Annotated in this window: 17 protein-coding genes and 1 tRNA gene; 4 read left to right on the top strand and 14 right to left on the bottom strand. The window is 54.4% G+C overall.

Annotated elements, in window-relative coordinates; translation table 11 throughout:
- Positions 1-45: 45 nt before the first annotated feature.
- From BUA44_RS01585 to BUA44_RS01540, 10 genes are all read right to left on the bottom strand, one after another.
- Complete coding sequence (locus BUA44_RS01585; RefSeq protein WP_072807801.1) at positions 46-2,271, bottom strand: tetratricopeptide repeat protein; 2,226 nt, start codon at positions 2,269-2,271, stop codon at positions 46-48.
- 11 nt (positions 2,272-2,282) lie between these two features.
- Positions 2,283-3,740: an OmpA family protein gene (locus BUA44_RS01580; protein ID WP_255370418.1), complete on the bottom strand. Its 1,458-nt coding sequence runs from the start codon at positions 3,738-3,740 to the stop codon at positions 2,283-2,285.
- A gap of 246 nt (positions 3,741-3,986) precedes the next feature.
- Entirely contained in the window at positions 3,987-4,187 is a 201-nt protein-coding gene (locus BUA44_RS01575) for a hypothetical protein (protein ID WP_072807799.1), read from the bottom strand.
- 126 nt (positions 4,188-4,313) lie between these two features.
- Positions 4,314-5,129, bottom strand: a complete 816-nt coding sequence (locus tag BUA44_RS01570) for a 1,4-dihydroxy-6-naphthoate synthase (RefSeq protein ID WP_072807798.1) — start codon at positions 5,127-5,129, stop codon at positions 4,314-4,316.
- A 108-nt stretch (positions 5,130-5,237) separates the two neighbouring features.
- On the bottom strand, positions 5,238-5,885 hold the full coding sequence (gene mqnB / locus BUA44_RS01565) for a futalosine hydrolase (protein ID WP_072807797.1): 648 nt from the start codon (positions 5,883-5,885) through the stop codon (positions 5,238-5,240).
- A 10-nt stretch (positions 5,886-5,895) separates the two neighbouring features.
- Positions 5,896-6,852: a 1-phosphofructokinase family hexose kinase gene (locus BUA44_RS01560; RefSeq protein ID WP_072807796.1), complete on the bottom strand. Its 957-nt coding sequence runs from the start codon at positions 6,850-6,852 to the stop codon at positions 5,896-5,898.
- A gap of 4 nt (positions 6,853-6,856) precedes the next feature.
- The gene (gene tyrS, locus BUA44_RS01555; RefSeq protein WP_072807795.1) at positions 6,857-8,074 is read right to left on the bottom strand and encodes a tyrosine--tRNA ligase; all 1,218 of its coding nucleotides are present in this window, start codon (positions 8,072-8,074) and stop codon (positions 6,857-6,859) included.
- A gap of 150 nt (positions 8,075-8,224) precedes the next feature.
- Complete coding sequence (locus BUA44_RS01550; protein WP_072807794.1) at positions 8,225-9,754, bottom strand: sigma-54 interaction domain-containing protein; 1,530 nt, start codon at positions 9,752-9,754, stop codon at positions 8,225-8,227.
- 50 nt (positions 9,755-9,804) lie between these two features.
- Positions 9,805-10,386 carry a hypothetical protein gene (locus BUA44_RS01545; RefSeq protein ID WP_143151817.1) on the bottom strand — a complete coding sequence of 194 codons (582 nt, stop codon included), beginning with the start codon at positions 10,384-10,386 and terminating at the stop codon, positions 9,805-9,807.
- 231 nt (positions 10,387-10,617) lie between these two features.
- Positions 10,618-11,175, bottom strand: coding sequence for a phospholipase D family protein (locus BUA44_RS01540; protein WP_255370417.1), 558 nt, complete (start codon positions 11,173-11,175; stop codon positions 10,618-10,620).
- A 293-nt stretch (positions 11,176-11,468) separates the two neighbouring features.
- Here BUA44_RS01540 and BUA44_RS01530 point away from each other — a divergent pair, with 293 nt between their 5' ends.
- On the top strand, positions 11,469-12,653 hold the full coding sequence (locus BUA44_RS01530) for a PDDEXK nuclease domain-containing protein (protein ID WP_083579421.1): 1,185 nt from the start codon (positions 11,469-11,471) through the stop codon (positions 12,651-12,653).
- A gap of 250 nt (positions 12,654-12,903) precedes the next feature.
- Here BUA44_RS01530 and BUA44_RS01525 read toward each other — a convergent pair whose 3' ends face one another.
- Positions 12,904-13,374 carry a GatB/YqeY domain-containing protein gene (locus BUA44_RS01525; protein WP_072807791.1) on the bottom strand — a complete coding sequence of 157 codons (471 nt, stop codon included), beginning with the start codon at positions 13,372-13,374 and terminating at the stop codon, positions 12,904-12,906.
- A gap of 99 nt (positions 13,375-13,473) precedes the next feature.
- Positions 13,474-13,683, bottom strand: a complete 210-nt coding sequence (gene rpsU / locus BUA44_RS01520; protein ID WP_014546541.1) for a 30S ribosomal protein S21 — start codon at positions 13,681-13,683, stop codon at positions 13,474-13,476.
- 199 nt (positions 13,684-13,882) lie between these two features.
- On the opposite strand from rpsU, the gene BUA44_RS15780 reads away from it, so the two are divergent.
- The 3 genes from BUA44_RS15780 to BUA44_RS01500 all read left to right on the top strand — a co-directional run bounded on the left by BUA44_RS15780 (position 13,883) and on the right by BUA44_RS01500 (position 16,289).
- Positions 13,883-14,737 carry an SPOR domain-containing protein gene (locus tag BUA44_RS15780; protein ID WP_083579420.1) on the top strand — a complete coding sequence of 285 codons (855 nt, stop codon included), beginning with the start codon at positions 13,883-13,885 and terminating at the stop codon, positions 14,735-14,737.
- Between the two features lie 77 nt (positions 14,738-14,814).
- A complete protein-coding gene (gene rimO / locus BUA44_RS01505) occupies positions 14,815-16,125 on the top strand; it encodes a 30S ribosomal protein S12 methylthiotransferase RimO (protein WP_072807993.1) in 1,311 nt (436 codons plus the stop codon).
- Between the two features lie 92 nt (positions 16,126-16,217).
- A tRNA-Arg gene (locus BUA44_RS01500) sits at positions 16,218-16,289 on the top strand.
- Between the two features lie 57 nt (positions 16,290-16,346).
- Here the strand turns inward: BUA44_RS01500 and BUA44_RS01495 are convergent.
- Positions 16,347-16,664: an AzlD domain-containing protein gene (locus BUA44_RS01495; protein WP_072807790.1), complete on the bottom strand. Its 318-nt coding sequence runs from the start codon at positions 16,662-16,664 to the stop codon at positions 16,347-16,349.
- Positions 16,661-17,467, bottom strand: a complete 807-nt coding sequence (locus tag BUA44_RS01490) for an AzlC family ABC transporter permease (protein WP_083579419.1) — start codon at positions 17,465-17,467, stop codon at positions 16,661-16,663. The genes BUA44_RS01495 and BUA44_RS01490 overlap by 4 nt, the downstream gene beginning before the upstream one ends.
- Between the last annotated feature and the right edge of the window lie 124 nt (positions 17,468-17,591).

The raw sequence follows: 17,591 nt of genomic DNA, 5'->3' as shown, positions 1-17,591 counted from the left end.
CGTTCTCTATCCACCTATATAATCATAAAAAGGGGAGGCCCCGGATTACTCCAGGTCCTCCAATTCTTCGAGTTCCTGAGCCGCTTCGGAAGAAGTCGAGCCCTGGCCCATCTTGGTCTTCACAGTAGCGAGAGTGAAGCCCGCATCTTCGAGGATGCGCTTGCGGTTGGATTCAAAGCGGTCACTCTGGATGGCCCTCTGGGTGAACGCGGCGTAGTCTTCGATAGCCTGGTTGGCCTTGTCGAAGGTCGGGCGCAGAGCCTCACGCTTGCTTTCCACACGCGGGGTGGGCAGCTGGCGAGCGAGGTCAAGTGCCTGGACCTGCACGGAGTCGAATTCGCTCTGCATAGCGTCGTATGCCTGGCGGGCGCTATCGCGGGCAGCCACGGACACAGCCGGCTTCTCGGTCTTGGCTTCAGCCTGTTCGAGAGACTTGGCTGCATTCTGGTAGTCCTTCTTCATGAAGTAGCAGTAACCTTGGACGAGGTAGGCTTCGGACACGAGGAAGGATTCCGGAAGGTTAGAAATAATCCACTTGGCAGGCTTCATGGCTTCGTCCGGCTTGTTCACCTTGAGGAAGGACCATGCAATGCCGAGCATAGCTTCGTCGTACACCGGAGAACCGGGCTGCACCTGGCCATACATCTGGGCGGCGGCGGCAATGTCAGCCTTCTCGCCGGAGAAGTAGAGGTGGCCGAGCTTCACGCGGGCAGCGTCCTGGAGGTCCTGTTCGGACTGGTTGGAGTACTGCTGCTCGGTAATGTCGCGGAAGCAGTTTTCAGCTTCTTCGAACTTGCCGAGGCGGCTGTAGGCGATACCCATGGTGTAACGGGCATAGAAGTAGTTCGCGTTACCCGGAAGGATGGCGGCGAGCAGGTCGACAGATTCCTGGTAGAGGCCCTGTTCGAACTTGATCTGGCCGGCAACGTAGTCGGCGTCGGCCTTCACGTCGCTTTCACCGAACTTCTGGGCAATGTTCTGGTACTTGCTCATGGCTTCGGTGTACTTGCCTTCCTTATAGTCAATGTTCATCAACTGGAAGTGGTACTTGGCCTTCTGGTCGCTCTGCGGATAGCGCTTGATAGCGTCTTCGTACACGGACTTTGCAGCCTTGTGCATGCGGAGGTTTTCGAAAGACTTTGCCTTGTAGAACGCAGCCTGGTCGACAAGGTGGAATGCGGGGTACTTGGTCTGGACCTTACCGAAGGCGTAAGCAGCTTCGAGGAACTGACGGTTCAAGTACAGGCGCATAGCAGCACGGTAGTCGTTTTCAGGTTCGATCTTCAAGCGACGGTAACGTTCCTCACCGATTTTCTCTTCGCGGGTGTCACCGAAGCGAGAAGTAATCTTCACGGCCCAGATGAAACCACGGTTCTTCTTGGCGTAGAGGTCGTCATGAGACATTTCCAAATCCAACTGGAGGTAACGGAAGATGCTCACGTCCTTCACGTTCACCGTAGCACCAGCAACGAAGTAACCTTCCTTGGTGAAACGGCCACGCACGCCCAAGTGCGGGGAGAGGTAGTAGGTCAAGGTGAAGCTGGTCTCGAGGTTGAAGCCTTCGCCGCCTTCCTCGTCATCGTGCATGATGTCGATGAAGGATGCTTCGATCTTCGCTTCGAGGCTCCTGTTAAGACCGCGGTAGAACAAGGAGAAGTTCAGGTTCGCGGGAATCTTGTAGGCTTCGCTTTCGGTGAAGAGCACCACTGCCGGAGCGTCGTCGCTCGTGGCGATGGCCGGCTGCAGCACGTTCTGCAAGGCGACACCCACGAGGAGGTAGCCGAGCTTGGAAGAAGCGAGCGGGTTCCAGCTGATACCGATGTCAGAACCGAAGGTCACCTGCTTCACGTCGTCGAACTGGTTGATGTAGAGCACCGAGATGTCCACACCGAGAGAGATCAACTGGAAGAGGTTGTAGGCATAGCCGAACATGAACGCGTATTCACCGTAGGACTTGCCACCGTCGATAGAAGCGCCGTTCTCGAAGAACGAGAAGCCGAGCGTGTGCTTGTAGTCCATCGGGAAGGTCAAGCTCACGTATTCCTGGCTTGCTTCGCCGCTGATGGAGCTGAAGAACGCAGCGCTGAATTCCAACTGTTCCGTTTCAGCAATGCTTGCCGGGTTCACGTACATGGCGGTGTTGCCGCCGAATTCTGCGAACCAGTCGTTCTGCTGATACTTGTGCGGAGAGTAGGTAGCGTCAGCAAACAGGGAGCTGGCCGCCACTGTAAGTCCGAGGACCGATGTCTTGATGAAACTAGTATGCATCATCACCTACTCCTTTACTTGATATCCGTGCGAATGAACTCGATACGACGGTTCTGCGCACGCCCTTCGGGGGTTTTGTTAGAGGCAACCGGCTGAGAGTCGCCCTTACCGCTTGTAACAATGCGGGCTTCGTTAATACCGTTCTCGACAAGGAAGTTCTTCACTGCAGCGGCGCGGTCGGCGGAGAGCTGCTTGTTCTTTTCCTTGGAACCAACGTTGTCCGTATGACCCACAATTTCGAACGTCGCTTCCTGGAAGGTTTCCATGATGTCGACAACCTTCATGAGGGACACGTGAGAGTCCTGAGTGATGGTCGCCTTGCCGGATTCGAAGTTCACGCCTTCAAGCACGAACACCTTCTTCGGCGGCTGCGGGACTTCGTCCGGGCATCCGTCGTCGTCCTTGTAACCGTTCTGGGTTTCGGCCTGTTCGGGGCAGCGGTCAACACCCTGGCACACATGAGCAAAGTTCGCGAGCAAGCCCTTGGCTTCGACCCACGGGTCGCAGAGACCGTCGCGGTCGTTGTCGGCATCCGGGCAGCCATCGTCATCCTGGTAACCGTCGAAGTCTTCGGCTTCTTCGGGGCAGTTGTCGATGCCGGTGCAAACAGAAGCATACTTGTCGGAAACGCCTTCTTCGGAAACCCACGGATCGCAGAGGCCATCGGCATCGGTATCCGGGTTGCGGGTTTCTTCAGCCTGTTCTTCTTCCTTCACAACCTCGACAGTCGTAAGACCGATGTCGAGCTTGCCCTTACCGCGCTTGAGCATCGGCGAGGTGGACTGGCAGTAGAAGTTCGGCTTCGAGAGGGAGTGGTTCATGAACTTCGGATCGAGGGAAACGTTGGTGCGGTTCACCTTGATGAAGTGGTTGAACGGGTAGTAGTTCTTGTAGATGTTGTTGTACTCCACCTTCGTCTGGCCGGCGGCCGGGTCGGCGAACACACCGTAATAGTGGTTCTCCATGAAGATGTTGTTACGGGCGACCACGTTGGTCGGTCCCTTCAGGGCAAGGCCCGAGTAGCCGTTACGGAGCACGACGTTGTGCTCGATGAAGGCGTCGAGAGACTTGGCACCCCAAGCGAGGATGCCGGACCAGCGGTTGCCGTACACCACGTTGTTGCGGAGATGCGGGAGCGAGATGAACGCACCGATACCCGTAGCGTGGTTATCCATCACGTAGCAGTGGTGAATGTAGGGGGCAGCGTTTTCGCAGAGGATGCCTTCGAGACCGTTCCTCACAGTGAAGTGCGACATTTCTGCGCCCGAAGTACCCATGACGGTCGGACCATTGCGGCCGCCATCGATGATTGTTGTCAGCGGATCTTCGCCTTTCAGGATCACGCCCATCACGAGAGTGATGTTTTCGTTGTAGGTGCCGCGCGCTACCTTGATGGTATCGCCAGCATCGGCATTACCGAGAGCGTCACCGATTTTCTGGAATTCGCCAGGCACGTTGATGATTCTTGCCATGGCGGTTCCGGAAAGAAGCAAAGCCCCGGCCGTAATTAAGACCAGTTTCTTTAGGGTCATACTGCTACGTTTCTCCAATCATAGAACACATAAAATCGTTTGTTTTTTTGGTTTGCCGAATCGACAAATTCAAAACCCGAATGGGAATATACCTTCATAACGGGCTCTAGTCAAACGCTTTTTGAGAAATAACCCAAAAAAACGCTTAAAAAAAGCAAAAAGTGCCCGTTAGGCAGGCCTTGAACGTCAATTCTCAGGGGAAAGGTTGGACTTTTCCTCCTCCTTCTTCGCCCCCTGGATGGACACGCGAATCTCCTGGCAGGTCTTCTTGATATCCTGCAGAACCTTGCGCGCACGCGTTCCAGCGGACTTGTTGCCGCGTTCGAACTTTTCGTACTCACGTTTGAAGTTTTCAACTTCGAGATCGAGGTCGTTGACTAAACTCATAAGCGAACTCCCAAAAAAAGTGCTTTTTGGAAAATAAATAAAGTTTTTCGCAAAAATTCGCAGTTTTGTAAAAATAATTTTACGTTTACGGATTATTACACGATTTTTGTTGTTATCAACAGGTTATCAACAATCTGCGATACCCCAAAGGGACTCGAGAGCGCGCCGACCCGCCTCGCCCACGCTCTCGGAAAAGTCGTTCACGAACATTTTTATGTGCGATTCGATGACTTTTTCATCGGAAATTTGCGCTTTTTCACGAATAAACGGGGTCACGAGTTCCGACCTTTTCCGAGCCATCGAGAGGCTATCGCGAATCTCCTTCTCGATATTCCTGACAAGTTCGTACGAAAGCGAGCGGCGCGCGACTGCAATCCCGAGCGGAATCGGCGAGCCCGTTTCCTGTTCCCAGTAGGCGCCGAGGTCCTGCAACATGTGAAGCCCGTCACGTTTCCAGGTGAAGCGATGTTCGTGAATGGTTACACCCTGAACCGCAGACTTGATGAGCAGCGAGGAGTAGACCTCGTTGAAAAGCGCATAGCGCACCTGCGGCGCACACGCACCCGGGCGACCGGACTTTACGCCGAACTCGTGAGCAAACCAGAACCGGAAAAGGAGCGCGGCCGTCGTGTTCGCTCCAGGGAGTACAGTTTCTTTTGCAGGGTCGAAGGCGCCGGACACAGAAGAAAGCAGGAGCGGGCCGCAGCCATACCCGATGGCGCCGCCGCACCCGAGGCACACGTAGTTGTCACGAATTTTCGGGTAGACCTGCGCGCTCACTTTGGCCACGTCGAGCTTGCCCGCGATAATCATCTCGTTCAATGTCTGCACGTCGGCAAAATGCACGTCCCATTCAAAAGGGGAATTCTCGAGACCGGCGACAAGCGCCTCGTAGATGTAGGTGTCGTTAGGACAGGTGGAAATGCCGAGGGAAAGACGCATAACAAATGTGAGATGTGGGATGTGAGATGAGAGATGAGAGATGCTAAATGTGGGGTGTGTAATGTGAATTTCTTCATTTCACATTACACATTCCACATTCCACATTGTTTACAGATTGTCCAGCACCTCACTTTTGAGGGCCATGAGGGCTTCGGGAATCTTCCAGGTAGACGTATCGCGGTCGGTCGCGATGTTGCTTACCGCGCGGAACTGGTAGGCCGGAACGCCAAAGCGCCTGCACACGGCAAAGCATGCCGCGCCTTCCATACTCTCGACATCGGCCTTGAAGAGCCCGCCACGACGGAGCGCCAGGTACTTGGTACCGGTACAGCAGTTCACCGAGACGCCGGCAACAGAACGTATAGACGCAAGCGCAATCGTGAGGAATCGCGGGGATTCGCCCGCATATACGCCGTCTTCACCAGAAGCATCCTTCCAGGCGACAAAATGGCCTTCACGTGTCTGGATTCCCATATCGCCGACAACGTCGGTATCGACACGCACCACGTCGCAAATTTCTATCCCGCGGTTGGGATATGCCCCGCAGATGCCCACCTGGATTACGCGCTCGTAGCGGTTCTTCGCCAGGAGGTACGCGAGGTTCGCCGAAAAGTCGAGCATTCCCACCCCGCACACGGCGACATCGAAACGGTTGTCTATGGATTGCGGCGTAGTGGACGCCACCACAGCGGATATCTGCGGGAAAATCGTGTTGAATTCCTGCTTCGAGGCAAATACGACAAGCGTCCCGTTCATGCCGGCCTGCCTATTCCTGCTGTTCGAGGCTTTCGCGGATAGTTTCTTCCAGCTCGGCAACGCGCTCAAGCGAAAGCATCCAGGGCTTGTCGACTTCACAGCGGGCCACAGCGACGGCGGTCGACTTCACGAGGCATTCCTCGAATTCGAGGCCCATGCTATCGGCATAAAGCCAGCCGGCAAAGAACGAATCGCCCGCACCCACGCTGTTCTGCACCTCGACTGCGGGAGGCGTGACTATCGCGCTCTGAAACTTCTTTTCGACCAGACGGAACGCGCGTACCGGCGATTCCTCGTCGGTCACCACGAGGTTCTTGATGGGAAGGCGCTCGAGCACTGCGGTCGCGGTCATTTTCCAGAACTGCGGGCTCGACTTCACCTGCGGAATTCCCATGCGGTCGAGCAACTTGCTGTACTCGTGCATGTTGATCTTCAGCAGTTCCACGCCCTTCTCGAGCCAGGAGTCGATATTCTCGATGGCATCGACAAACACGCGCTTGCCCGTAAAGTCGAGGCCGTTTATGCATTCGACGTCGAAGTTACCCGGGAACGACCCGCAGAGGGCAACGCACTGCGCCGTGTTCCAGTATTCCCCAAGAGTCTGCGCGAAATCCTTGTTCTCGATATCGGTAAGTACCGGAGAAGGCTCGATAAGTTCCGTCGCTTCGCCCCCGCAGGCGATAGTCGTGCAGGTGCGTGTCGGTTCCTTAATCCATATCGGGGCCTGGCTTATGCCGCAACCGGAAATCTCGTCGAAAATGCGGGACCCGTGGTCGGACCCGAGGAAGTGCATCAGGAGGGGCTTTCCGCCCAGGTTCTGCAACACGCGGCTGCAGTTGATTCCCTTGCCCGAAGCGTATTCTTCGACGTTCGTTATGCGGTGCACCTCGCCCGGAGTGAATTTGTCCAAAAAGAACAAACGCTGCCAGGCGGGATTGAGACCGAGTATGAGGATTTCTTGCGGCATGGTACTAGAAATTCACCTTGTAGAACTTGCGTTTGCCCACCTGGACAACCAGCTGGTCACCGCCCTTGATTTCAAACGAGGCCTGCGGGTCAGCGAGCTTTTCGCCCGCAATCTTGACGCCGCCGTTCTGAATCATGCGGCGGGCTTCGCCCTTAGATGCAAAGGCCTTGATTTCCACAAGCAGATCCAGGGCACCATAGGTGCCGGCCGCCACGCTGCATTCGGCAGCATCGCTCGGGATGGCGTTTCCGCTGTGGATTTCGCGTTCCTTCGCGGCGGCGGCCTCGGCGGCTTCTGCGCCGTAGTACTGCGTCACGATATCGATGGCGAGGCGGTGCTTCGCATCGTTGGGGTTCATCTTGCCCGCAGCGATATCGGCCATCATCTGCTTGATTTCTGCAAGCGGGATGTTGGTGAGGAGTTCGAACCAGTTCTCGACGATGCTGTCGGCGAGGCTGTAAATCTTGTGGTACATCACGTCGGCGGGCTCGTTCAGGCCCACGTAGTTGCCGATGGACTTACTCATCTTGACCTTGCCGTCGGTACCGAGCAAAATCGGCATGAAGAGACCAATCTGCGGTTCCATGCCTTCGAAAATCTGCAAGTCACGACCGCGAAGCACGTTGAACTTCTGGTCGGTGCCGCCCAATTCCACGTCACTCTTGATGGCCACGGAATCGTAGCCCTGCATCATCGGGTACATGAACTCGTGCAGGCTAATCGGCGTATTGGCCGTGTAGCGGTTGTGGAAATCCTCGCGTTCGAGCATCTGGGCCACGGTGAACTGGCCCATGAGTTCGGTCACCTTGCTGAACGGGAGCTTGGAGAACCATTCGCCGTTGTAGTGGATTTCCACCTGGTCGCGGCGGACGACCTTGAAGAACTGTTCCTGGTATTCCTTCGCGTTCTCGAGCACCTGTTCGTGCGTGAGACGCGGGCGGGCCTTGTTGCGGCCGCTGGGGTCACCAATCTGGGCGGTGTAGTCACCCACAATGAGCACGACGGTATGGCCCAGGTCCTGGAACTGACGGAGCTTGCGCATCACGACCGTGTGGCCGAAGTGCACGTCCGGGGCCGTCGGGTCCACGCCCATCTTGATACGGAGCGGGACTCCGGTATCGTAGGACTTCTGGAGTTTCTTTTCGAGTTCTTCTTGCGGCACGACATCGATAACGCCGCGCATCAAAATATCAAGCTGTTCCTTAACGGGACGGAATTGCATAATTTTCTCAATAGTTAATGGTTAATGATTATTGGTTAGGGAAATTACAAGTCTAAACCACTAATCACTGAAAGCCCATGTAGAAGGAATGGATAATCATACGGGATAAATATAGAATTAGTCGGCTATCGAGAGTTGACTGCAGTCAGTTTATTTACCGAAACTGGCGAGGTCTATGCCAAGTTGGTTGATTTTATACGTTAAAATACGCGGAGTCGTGGAAAGACTGCGCGCAGCAGCGGCGACTTTTCCCTTGCTACTCTTGAGGGCATCGCAGATGATGTCCTTCTCGTAGGCCTCCACCATGAGTTTCAGGTTTCCGTTCACGGGAGTGCCGCTCGTTTCGGCGGTCTGCAGCGTGGTCGGGAAATGGTGCGGGTAGATGACGTCTTCGTCGGCAACGAGAACGGCACGCTCGATTCCATTTTCAAGTTCGCGCACGTTTCCGGGCCACGGGTAACTCATGAGCATGTTGATGGTGGTGCGGGCAAGGCGGCGCACGTTCTTGCCCACGATGCGGCAGTAATGTTCCACAAAGTGGTCCGCCAGGAGCACGATGTCTGTCTTGCGGTTCCTGAGCGGCGGCACGTAAATCGGGAAAATGTGCAGCTGGTAATAGAGGTCTTCACGGAAGGTTCCTTCTTCGACCATCTGCTGCAGGTTCTTGGTGGTGGCCGCAATCACGCGCACGTTCACCTTCTTGGGAATGCGGGCGCCAATACGTTCCACCTCGCCGTTCTGCAACAGACGCAGGAGTTTCACCTGAAGGTTCGGAGAAAGTTCGCCCACTTCGTCCAGGAACAGCGTGCCACCTTCGGCCTGTTCTACGCGGCCAGGGGTTTCCGCAAACACACCCACGAGGGCACCACGCACGCTGCCGAACAGTTCGCGGTCAAGTACTGATTCCGGCATGGAGGCGCAATGGACGCGGACGAACGGGCCCATGTTGCGGTCGGAACGGTAATGGATAGCCTCAGCCACGAGCCCCTTGCCCGTACCCACCTCGCCCACGATGAGCGCGGGTAGGGGGCTCTTTGAAACCTGGTCAATCTGCGCATACACGCGCTGCATCTCGCTCGAACGCCCGATGATGTTGTCGGGCTGGAAACGGTCCTTGAGTTCCAAGGTCAAGCGTTCGTTTTCGGCCTTCAGGAGTTCATTTTCCTCTCGAGCTTCGCGACGGAGCTTCACTGCCGCCGCAAGCATCTGCGCGATGATTTCCAGCAGGCGGAGTTTCTCGGGAAGTTCATCTTCTACCGGATTCTGCACGTCGGCACTGAAGGCGCCAATCACCTGGTGCTCCATAATCACGGGCACGCAGAGGAACGCCTTGTCCTCCGTCTTGCCGCGGCCCGTACGGTCCAGAAAGTCCGGATCCTTCGCAACCGAGGGAATGATAATCGGCTTGCCCGTTTCCACCACGCGGCCGGTAATGCCCTCGCCCACCTTGTAGCGGCCCTTGCGCGCCTGGCGGCTGCTCAAGCCTTCCGCAATTTCGATGGATATTTCGCCGGTGTGGCGGTTGTAAAGCGTAAGCGTCGCATGTTCCACGCCCATCATTGATTCCACCACTTCCAGAATCGGATGTGCAACACTCTCGAAATCGAGCGTCTGGTTCAGAATGGAACTGATCTTGTAGAGCAGTTCCAGTTCCTGGATTTTGGATTGCGAGGTGGACATATTCTAAATATACACAAAATAGCGAACAAGAAAATTTAACTCATCGACTCCTAAAACTCTTCTTCGCTACATTCAAGAATGCGATCAATGTCATCCTTAAGTCGCTCCATCAAACTATCAGCCGGCAACGGTGGTTCTAGCCCTGTTTTTTCTACCCTTCCCTGTATAACCAATCCCTTTGGTTTTCTGCAATCGGGCTTTGTAACCTCTCGCAAATTTTCCCATTCAGAACAGGCATATCCAGCATCCACAATCTTTCCATCCCTTTCCACAAAGACTGGCGTAAGAAACCGCATTGATTTCCATTTGTTATGAAGAATATTGGATCGAGAAAACAAGCTTCCGGTACCCCACAGGTTTTCGACTGTCGTTGAATCCGTCTTTCCTGAAATAGAATCCACCGCAACAATCACTTGCATATCCTCTATTCTTCTCTCTTCGAATGGATCTATATAGGATATGAGGAATTCTTGATAACCAGAATCCTGCATAAACTGAACTTTCCCAGCATAATCAATCGCATCTTTAATAGGATAAATTGTCTTTAAAGTGCCTTGACTATATTCAGGGACTTCCCGATAAACAAAATTGAATTTTCTCGGAACATTATTTTTGCTGTAGGAGATTTTCAACTCGTACAAATTTATGCAGGATTGCTTTTCCTCATGACCGCAGGAAACTAGAAAGCAACAAAAAACTATCAAAAAGCAGCTTAATTTCAAGAAAGACATTGTTGCTGATTAATATAAAAAATCCTTGGACAAAAAAAAAGAAATGCCCAGTTGTGCTACTACATTCAGCACGGGCACCGGAAAAGAAAATGTGGGTCTGAATCCTGCTCCTTCGAACCGAACATATAAAATTTACTTAATCCGGTCGCCGCAGAATTCCTGGCGACCACAATTTTTGCAGTGCGAGCCCATCCAGATCGTGTCAAACTGTTCAATGGCGGGCTGCACAAGTTCGGGGTCGTTGGTGAGGATTCCCGCCTCGAAGTTGCGGCGCAAGCTGCTCTTCATGCCGATGCCCGCACCCGTCAAGTTCGCGGAACCGATGTAGGCGGTTTCCAAGTCGAAAATCATCATCTTGAAATGCACCCGCGGGCACATGACGCGCTCAAGGTCGGTCGCCAAAATCTTGAAGCGGTCAAAGTCCTCGCGGAAGTTCGGGCCCGGCTCCTTCGCGTGAATGAGCCGCACGCCAACGCCACGCTTCAGGAGTGCGGCCAGTTGCCCGAGCAGCGGCATCGATTCGCCATCCTGCTTCACATAGACATCCTTGATGTCGGCGGTACCGATCCACAACGTCTCGCGAACCTTCGCAATCCGCGCAATGACCTCGGAGTAATGTTCCTCGTTCTGGATGTACTTGGTGAATGTGGGCACGGGAGTAAAGATAACCTTCCTCTTGTTTTTTGTCACGCGTTTTTATATATTCAATTCAGTAATAGCAGTCAATCCCGCTGACAGCGCATTCTTTCCGGGCGGGTAGTTCAACTATCTGCTTGACGCCGTCCTCCCTTTGCAGGCGCGACACGCCCCGCGATTTGAGGACAGGAACCCTATGGGGAGAACGGCCCCTGGCGATCAACGTAGAGCACCTCCACATTCCGTGGAATTTCCAATCTGTCATCAACAGGTTTGTGAACCGGTGTTCTGCGCTATACATGCATATCTCCTGTTTGCAAGCCACAAAATTTTCACAGGAGTACATCATGGCAAGCAACATCGATTTTAACGGTCTCTGCAATGCTATTGCGCAAATTGACGAGGCTTTCGAAGAAAACACCGCCAAGGCAATCAACAAGAATGTAACCGCACGCAACTGGCTTACCGGCTACTACATTGTGCATTACGAGCAGAACGGCAACGACAGGGCCAAATACGGAGAGAAGACGCTCCAGAGGCTGGCGGAGCGCCTGAACAAGAAGTCACTTTCTTACAGGAACCTGAAACTTTACCGTCAATTCTACTCGGAATTCAAGTGTTTGGCTCGCCCCGTTCTTGAATTTACAGCCACCGAATTCGGGGCAACCAGGCCATTGACGGCTGATTTAGGGGCAAAATTGGACGTTTTGCCACCGTCGGAATCAGATTTGGCAAGCAGTGATTGCCAAATTAGGCAAACACCGTTTGCCCAATCTGAAAAACTTGAAATTCCGCCTGAAAAACTCTTTAATCATCTCTCGTATTCGCACTTCTTGCTCATTATGGGCGTCGAAAATCCGTTGGGCAGGGTCTTTTACGAACTGGAATCTATGAAAGGCGTTTGGTCTTTCCGCGAACTCAAACGCCAAATTGACTCGAACTACTTCGAACGCACGGCCCTGAGCAAGGACCCTGCAAAGATGAGTGCAATCGTCCAGTCCCGCATTGCGCAATCAGGCCATCCGCTGAAACTCCAAGATGTCGTGAAGAGCCCGTACGTCTATGAATTCATCGGGCTCAAGAACAAGGACGTTGTCGAAGAATCCGACCTGGAAGACGCACTGATGAACCACCTTGAAGAATTCTTGCTGGAACTCGGCAACGGGTTTTGTTTCGAAACCCGGCAAAAGCGAATCCTTGTCGATGACGACTACTTCTTCTGCGATTTGGTCTTTTACCACAGGATTCTCAAGTGCCACGTATTGATCGACCTCAAGGCTAACAAAATCAAGTACGACGACATTGCACAGATGAACCTGTACCTTGCATACTACAGGAAAAACGTGATGGAAAAGGGCGACAATCCGCCTGTAGGCATTTTGATGTGCACCAAGGCAGGCAAGGAACTGGTGGAATATACGACTACGGGAATCGAAGAATCGCTTTTCGTGCAGAAATACAAATTGAAACTGCCTGCCGAAGACGAATTGACCAAGTGGCTCAAGAACGAAATCAGCGGGAAAAAGGGGTAAAAGAATTAACAAAAAATCCCCGCCTGCGCGGGGATGAAAAATTGCCGGTCGGGCCGGGCATGACAACGAGGGACTAGATCCTGCTCCTACGAACCTAACTCAACTAAGGCTACAAGTAGCCAAGTTTCGTATATCGACTTCGAGGCCACGCCTCTCCTCCACAAAGAGGATAACTCAACTTTAGAACTAAAGTTCTTAGTTTCGTATAGCTCAGGATGACGGTTTCTTTACCTACAATAGAGCCGAGCGGTTATTTAAGGGCTTCCTGAACCAGGGCGGATGCGCGCTTGGCGTCGAAGCGGCCCTTGACCTTCGGGGAGAGTTCCTTCATAATCTTGCCCATGTCCTTCGGGCTTGCAGCGCCGGTCGCCGCCTTGATTTCGGCGATGAGGGCCTTGACTTCGTCCTCGGTCATTTCGGCGGGCATGTACTTGCGGTAGAGCGCGATGCAGGATTCCTCGGCAGGGATCTTGTCCATGAAACCGCCCTTCTTGAGGATGTCGATGGCTTCCTGCTTCTGCTTCACGCTACGGGCGAGCACGTCGACGCACATCGCATCGGTGATTGTCTCCTCGATCTGGGCCGGAGTGGCACCAGCCTTCATGGCCTCGTTCTTGATGTCGGAATGGAGGGTGCGGAGCGTTCCGAGAGTCTCGGCGTCGTGCGCCTTCATGGCTGTCTTGATATCGTCTTTGATTTTTGCAAGAAGTTCGCTTGCCATAGTGAATCCTTTGCGGTCTCACCGCTTTTGTTATAAAACACGCAACGAGCCACCGATCATGGATCGGCGACTCACCTTTACGCAATATACTAATTGTTATTAGTAGAGACGCTTGCGGTTCTGGTCAGCAATCTCTTTGAGACGCTTGCGACGAGCCGCAGTTTCGATGCGCTTCTTTTCTTCGGAGGGCTTTTCGAAGCGCTGGCGCTTCTTGACATCGGAAATGATGCCGTTCTTTTCGCAAGACTTGGTGAAACGCTTGAGAGCGCGTTCGAAAGGTTCGTTGGACTTAACAATAACGCCGATCACGATTATCCTTTGGTTAAAAATTCAGTTTGAGAGCCCAAATATATTTAACTCTGCCGATTTCGTCAAGGGTGGGGGCACATCAGGCGTTTTTTGGACAAAAAATGGGCATTTTTTTAATTATAACTTGCGGAACATCAAAGACTTATATATATTTTTAGTGTTGCCTAACAGGCATGCCATTCATTTTCCGGAGTATTTAATGAAAAAGACATGGTCGTCTAGCTTATGCGTCGTATCCCTCGCAGGCGCCCTCCTTTGCGGATGTGGCGAAAAAGAGGAAATAGTCCCCGACATGCAGAAAAAGGAACCGGCACCCGCGGTCACCAAGACCGAAGCGGCTCCGGCACCCGCCGATGAACCGGAACTCGTGCCCATCCAGTCCCTTTCCCAGGGCAACGCCCAGAAGGACGAGAAGGCCGAACCCGCCAAGGAAGCCCCGGCAGTCACCGGCAACATCCAGCCCCAGGAAGATGGCCAGTTTGTTATCCAGGTGAGCATCCAGCCCTCTAAGAAGGGTGCCGACGCCATCGTGAAGAAACTTGCAGAACAGAAAATCGAGGCCTACGTCGCCGAGGTGGAAAACCCGGGCGAACTCGAGGGTACCTACTACCGCGTGCGTATCGGCTACTTCGCGACCTTCGCGAATGCCCAGGAATACGGCAAGCAGGTGCTTAGCGCACTGAACTTCCAGTGGTGGGTTGACAACAGCAGAAACGACGAGGTCGGCAACCCGGCCGGAGATTCCGACAACAGCGGCGAATCCAGTTCGTACTACGCTCCTCCGCAGGACAACCAGCCCGAACCGGCCCCGGCCCCTGAACCCGAACCGGCACCCGCGCCTGCTCCTGCTCCGGAACCTGAACCCGCGCCTGCACCGGAACCGGCACCTGCTCCTGCTCCCGAGCCTGAACCGGCACCCGCTCCCGCACCGGAACCTGCGCCTGCTCCGGAACCAGCACCCGCTCCGGCACAGGAACCTGCACCCGCACCCGCTCCTGCACCTGCGGCACCCCCTGCCCCGCCTGCAGAAGACTTCGTGGACGACTGGGAATAAGCGGTTCGCGCAATCTTTACGAAAAGAGCTCCTCCGGGGCTCTTTTTTTGCAGGACCTATTTTCTAAATTTGCAAACATGCCTACAAAGAAGCCCAAAGTATTTGTCGTCCATTTAGGATGTGCCAAGAACCAGGTCGACGCGGAAAACCTCGTCGGCGAGATGCTGCACGCGGGCTTTGCCACCTGCGACAGCGCTGTCAAGGCGGACTACATCCTAGTGAACACCTGCGGGTTCATCGAGGCCGCGAAGGAAGAATCCATCAACGCGATTCTCGCACAAATTAACGGCAAGAAGGCAAGGCAGAAACTGATTGTATCGGGCTGCCTCTCGGGCCGCTACGGCGAAGAGCTCGTGAAGGAACTGCCCGAGGTGGATTACTGGGTAGGCACGTACAAGCCGGGCGAACTCCTGAAGAAGATGGGAATTGTCGCCCCGCAAAGCTGCGATGCAGAGAACATGGAGCGCATGAACCTCGGCGGGTTCAAGCACCACGCCTACCTGAAAATTGCGGAAGGATGCAACCGGCGATGCGCCTACTGCGCAATCCCGCTCATCCGTGGCAAGCAGGTGTCGCGCAGCATCGAAGACATTGTCGAAGAAGCCAAGGAACTTGAAAAACAGGGCGTGCAGGAGATTACCCTCATCGCGCAAGACACGACATACTTCGGGCGCGAGAAGGGCAAGAAGGGCGGCACCTTGGCCGGCCTGCTCCGCGCGATTCTCGACAACACGAACATCCCGTGGATTCGCACGCTGTACTGGTACCCGATGTTCGTGGACGACGAACTGCTGGACCTGATGGCGAACGAACCGCGCCTCGTGAAGTACGTGGACATGCCTATCCAGCACGCCAGCGACAACGTACTCAAGAACATGAAGAGGAACTACCGCAAAAAGGAGCTCGTCGATATTTTGCATAAGATTCGCGAGCGCATTCCGGGAGTCACGCTCCGCACAACGGTGCTTGTCGGGTTCCCCGGCGAGACGCATGAAGATTTCGAGGAACTGATGGAACTGCTGGAAGACATCCAGTTCGACCACCTGGGCGGATTCGTGTTCAGCCCCGAAGAAGGCACGCCCGTGATGGAGATGAGCCTGCCCGCAGTAGACGAAAGCGAGGCCCGCGCAAGGCTCGACGCCGTGACCGACCTACAGGAAGAAATCGACGCGGAACACGCCGAATCGATGATTGGGAAAAAGGTTCGCATCATCATCGACCAGGTGGCGGAAGAAAGCGAATACCATTTTTACGGGCGCACCGAAGGCAACTCGATGGAGAACGACGACATCGTGAAGGTGCTCGAGGGCGACGCCGACGTGGGAGAATTCCACGACGCGCTGGTGGTAGACGCAGAACCGCACGAGCTGATTGTCAAATTGCTATAATGCAGAAACAAGCTGACGGCGGGTCATTTTTTACTATATTTCGCAGACCTAAATCGGATGGATTCCGCCACGCGCGGGATTACATTGGCCGGGCCCGTGTATCACAATGGATAGTGTCCCTCCCTCCGAAGGAGGTTATTCCGGTTCGATTCCGGACATGGGTATTAGAGCGCTCCGCACGGGGCGCTTTTTTTATTTGCAATTCGTTTGTCGTTTATAGTTTATAGCAAAAGCATGATGCCGTCAACACCGAGCACCGTAACGCAGGCGACAACGGCTACACCCACGAGGCCGCGCCCGAGGAGCGACGCGATGACTGCGGCAACGAGCGCGCACGCTCCCGAAAGCACGCTGTTCGTGGAATAGAAGATGGCAGGCACCGTCATCGCGGCGAGAACCGTGTAGGGAACGTACGCGAGGAAGGAACGCCAGAAGCGGCTCTTGATCTTGCCCTTCAAAAGGACGAAAGGCACCGCACGCAGCAGGTAGGTGACACCCGCCATCACGAGCAGGAAGAAGCAGTAATCCCTCAGGTTCATGTGCCCTCCTTACGTTGTCTGCATTCCCCCGCGGGTTGCGCGCCGGAAGTTTGCACACCAGCAGATTGCACGCTGGCTGGTTGCGCGCCGGCCTGGCCATCGGGCGTATCGTCTTCATTGTCCTTTACCGGGAAAAGCGCTGCACCGAGGAGCGAGGCGACCAGCGCACAGATGATAATCGCGAACCCGACAGTCACGCCACTGAGCGCAGGCACGTACCTGAACGCGCAACTGCAGGCAATTGCAATCAGGACGGCGATAAGCGTGGGTCGATGCGCCTTCATCTGCGGGACTACGATGGCGACAAACATGCCGTACAGCGCCACCCCGAGGGCGTTCGTCACTACCGCAGGGAGGATTTCACCGCAAACCGCCCCGCAGAGCGTACCCGAGGACCACCCGATGTAGGGAAGCACCATGAGACCCGCGAAATACCGTGCGGTCACTGGTTCCGCCTGGCTTACCGCAAGCGCGTAGATTTCGTCCGTAATGCCCGTTGCAAGCAGCAGGCGCTTGAACGTCCCGAAATTCGGCGCCACCTTCTGCGAGAGGGAAATCGCCATCAGGCTGTAACGCAGGTTTATAAAGAAAGTCGCAATCGCCATCTCGATAAAAGTGCCCGCGGCATCGGCCATAATCTGGAGACCCGCGAACTGACCCGCCGAGGTGAGGTTCGTCATCGAGATGAACGTGACCAGCGGCCAAGAAAGCAGCTTGGAGCCCGCGATGCCGAACGAGAACGACACCGCGAAGTACCCGAGGCCTATTGGAAGGCCGTCCTGGACGCCTTTAGAAAACTTCATGGCGACAAATATAGAAAAATTCTATAGGAAATCTATGCAAATATGCAAATTTACGCATTTTACAAGAACGAATCAAGGGAAGGCTTTGCCTTCCCTACTACGCGGATTATTCGCGCGGTCACCT

This window comes from Fibrobacter sp. UWR3, assembly GCF_900143055.1.
Lineage (GTDB): Bacteria > Fibrobacterota > Fibrobacteria > Fibrobacterales > Fibrobacteraceae > Fibrobacter.
The sequence above is the reverse complement of the archived record's forward strand: the minus strand, read 5'-3'. Positions and strand labels throughout refer to the sequence as shown.

Bases quoted from the DNA above. Each gene is read 5' to 3' on its own strand.
- BUA44_RS01530 (WP_083579421.1), top strand. From the start codon at position 11,469: ATGGCAAGCAACATCGATTTTAACGGTCTCTGCAATGCTATTGCGCAA.
- BUA44_RS01495 (WP_072807790.1), bottom strand. From the start codon at position 16,664: ATGAACCTGAGGGATTACTGCTTCTTCCTGCTCGTGATGGCGGGTGTC.
- BUA44_RS01525 (WP_072807791.1), bottom strand. From the start codon at position 13,374: ATGGCAAGCGAACTTCTTGCAAAAATCAAAGACGATATCAAGACAGCC.
- BUA44_RS15780 (WP_083579420.1), top strand. From the start codon at position 13,883: ATGAAAAAGACATGGTCGTCTAGCTTATGCGTCGTATCCCTCGCAGGC.
- BUA44_RS01560 (WP_072807796.1), bottom strand. From the start codon at position 6,852: ATGCCGCAAGAAATCCTCATACTCGGTCTCAATCCCGCCTGGCAGCGT.
- BUA44_RS01490 (WP_083579419.1), bottom strand. From the start codon at position 17,467: ATGAAGTTTTCTAAAGGCGTCCAGGACGGCCTTCCAATAGGCCTCGGG.
- BUA44_RS01570 (WP_072807798.1), bottom strand. From the start codon at position 5,129: ATGCGTCTTTCCCTCGGCATTTCCACCTGTCCTAACGACACCTACATC.
- tyrS (WP_072807795.1), bottom strand. From the start codon at position 8,074: ATGCAATTCCGTCCCGTTAAGGAACAGCTTGATATTTTGATGCGCGGC.
- rimO (WP_072807993.1), top strand. From the start codon at position 14,815: ATGCCTACAAAGAAGCCCAAAGTATTTGTCGTCCATTTAGGATGTGCC.
- mqnB (WP_072807797.1), bottom strand. From the start codon at position 5,885: ATGAACGGGACGCTTGTCGTATTTGCCTCGAAGCAGGAATTCAACACG.
- BUA44_RS01585 (WP_072807801.1), bottom strand. From the start codon at position 2,271: ATGATGCATACTAGTTTCATCAAGACATCGGTCCTCGGACTTACAGTG.
- BUA44_RS01580 (WP_255370418.1), bottom strand. From the start codon at position 3,740: ATGGCAAGAATCATCAACGTGCCTGGCGAATTCCAGAAAATCGGTGAC.
- BUA44_RS01575 (WP_072807799.1), bottom strand. From the start codon at position 4,187: ATGAGTTTAGTCAACGACCTCGATCTCGAAGTTGAAAACTTCAAACGT.
- BUA44_RS01550 (WP_072807794.1), bottom strand. From the start codon at position 9,754: ATGTCCACCTCGCAATCCAAAATCCAGGAACTGGAACTGCTCTACAAG.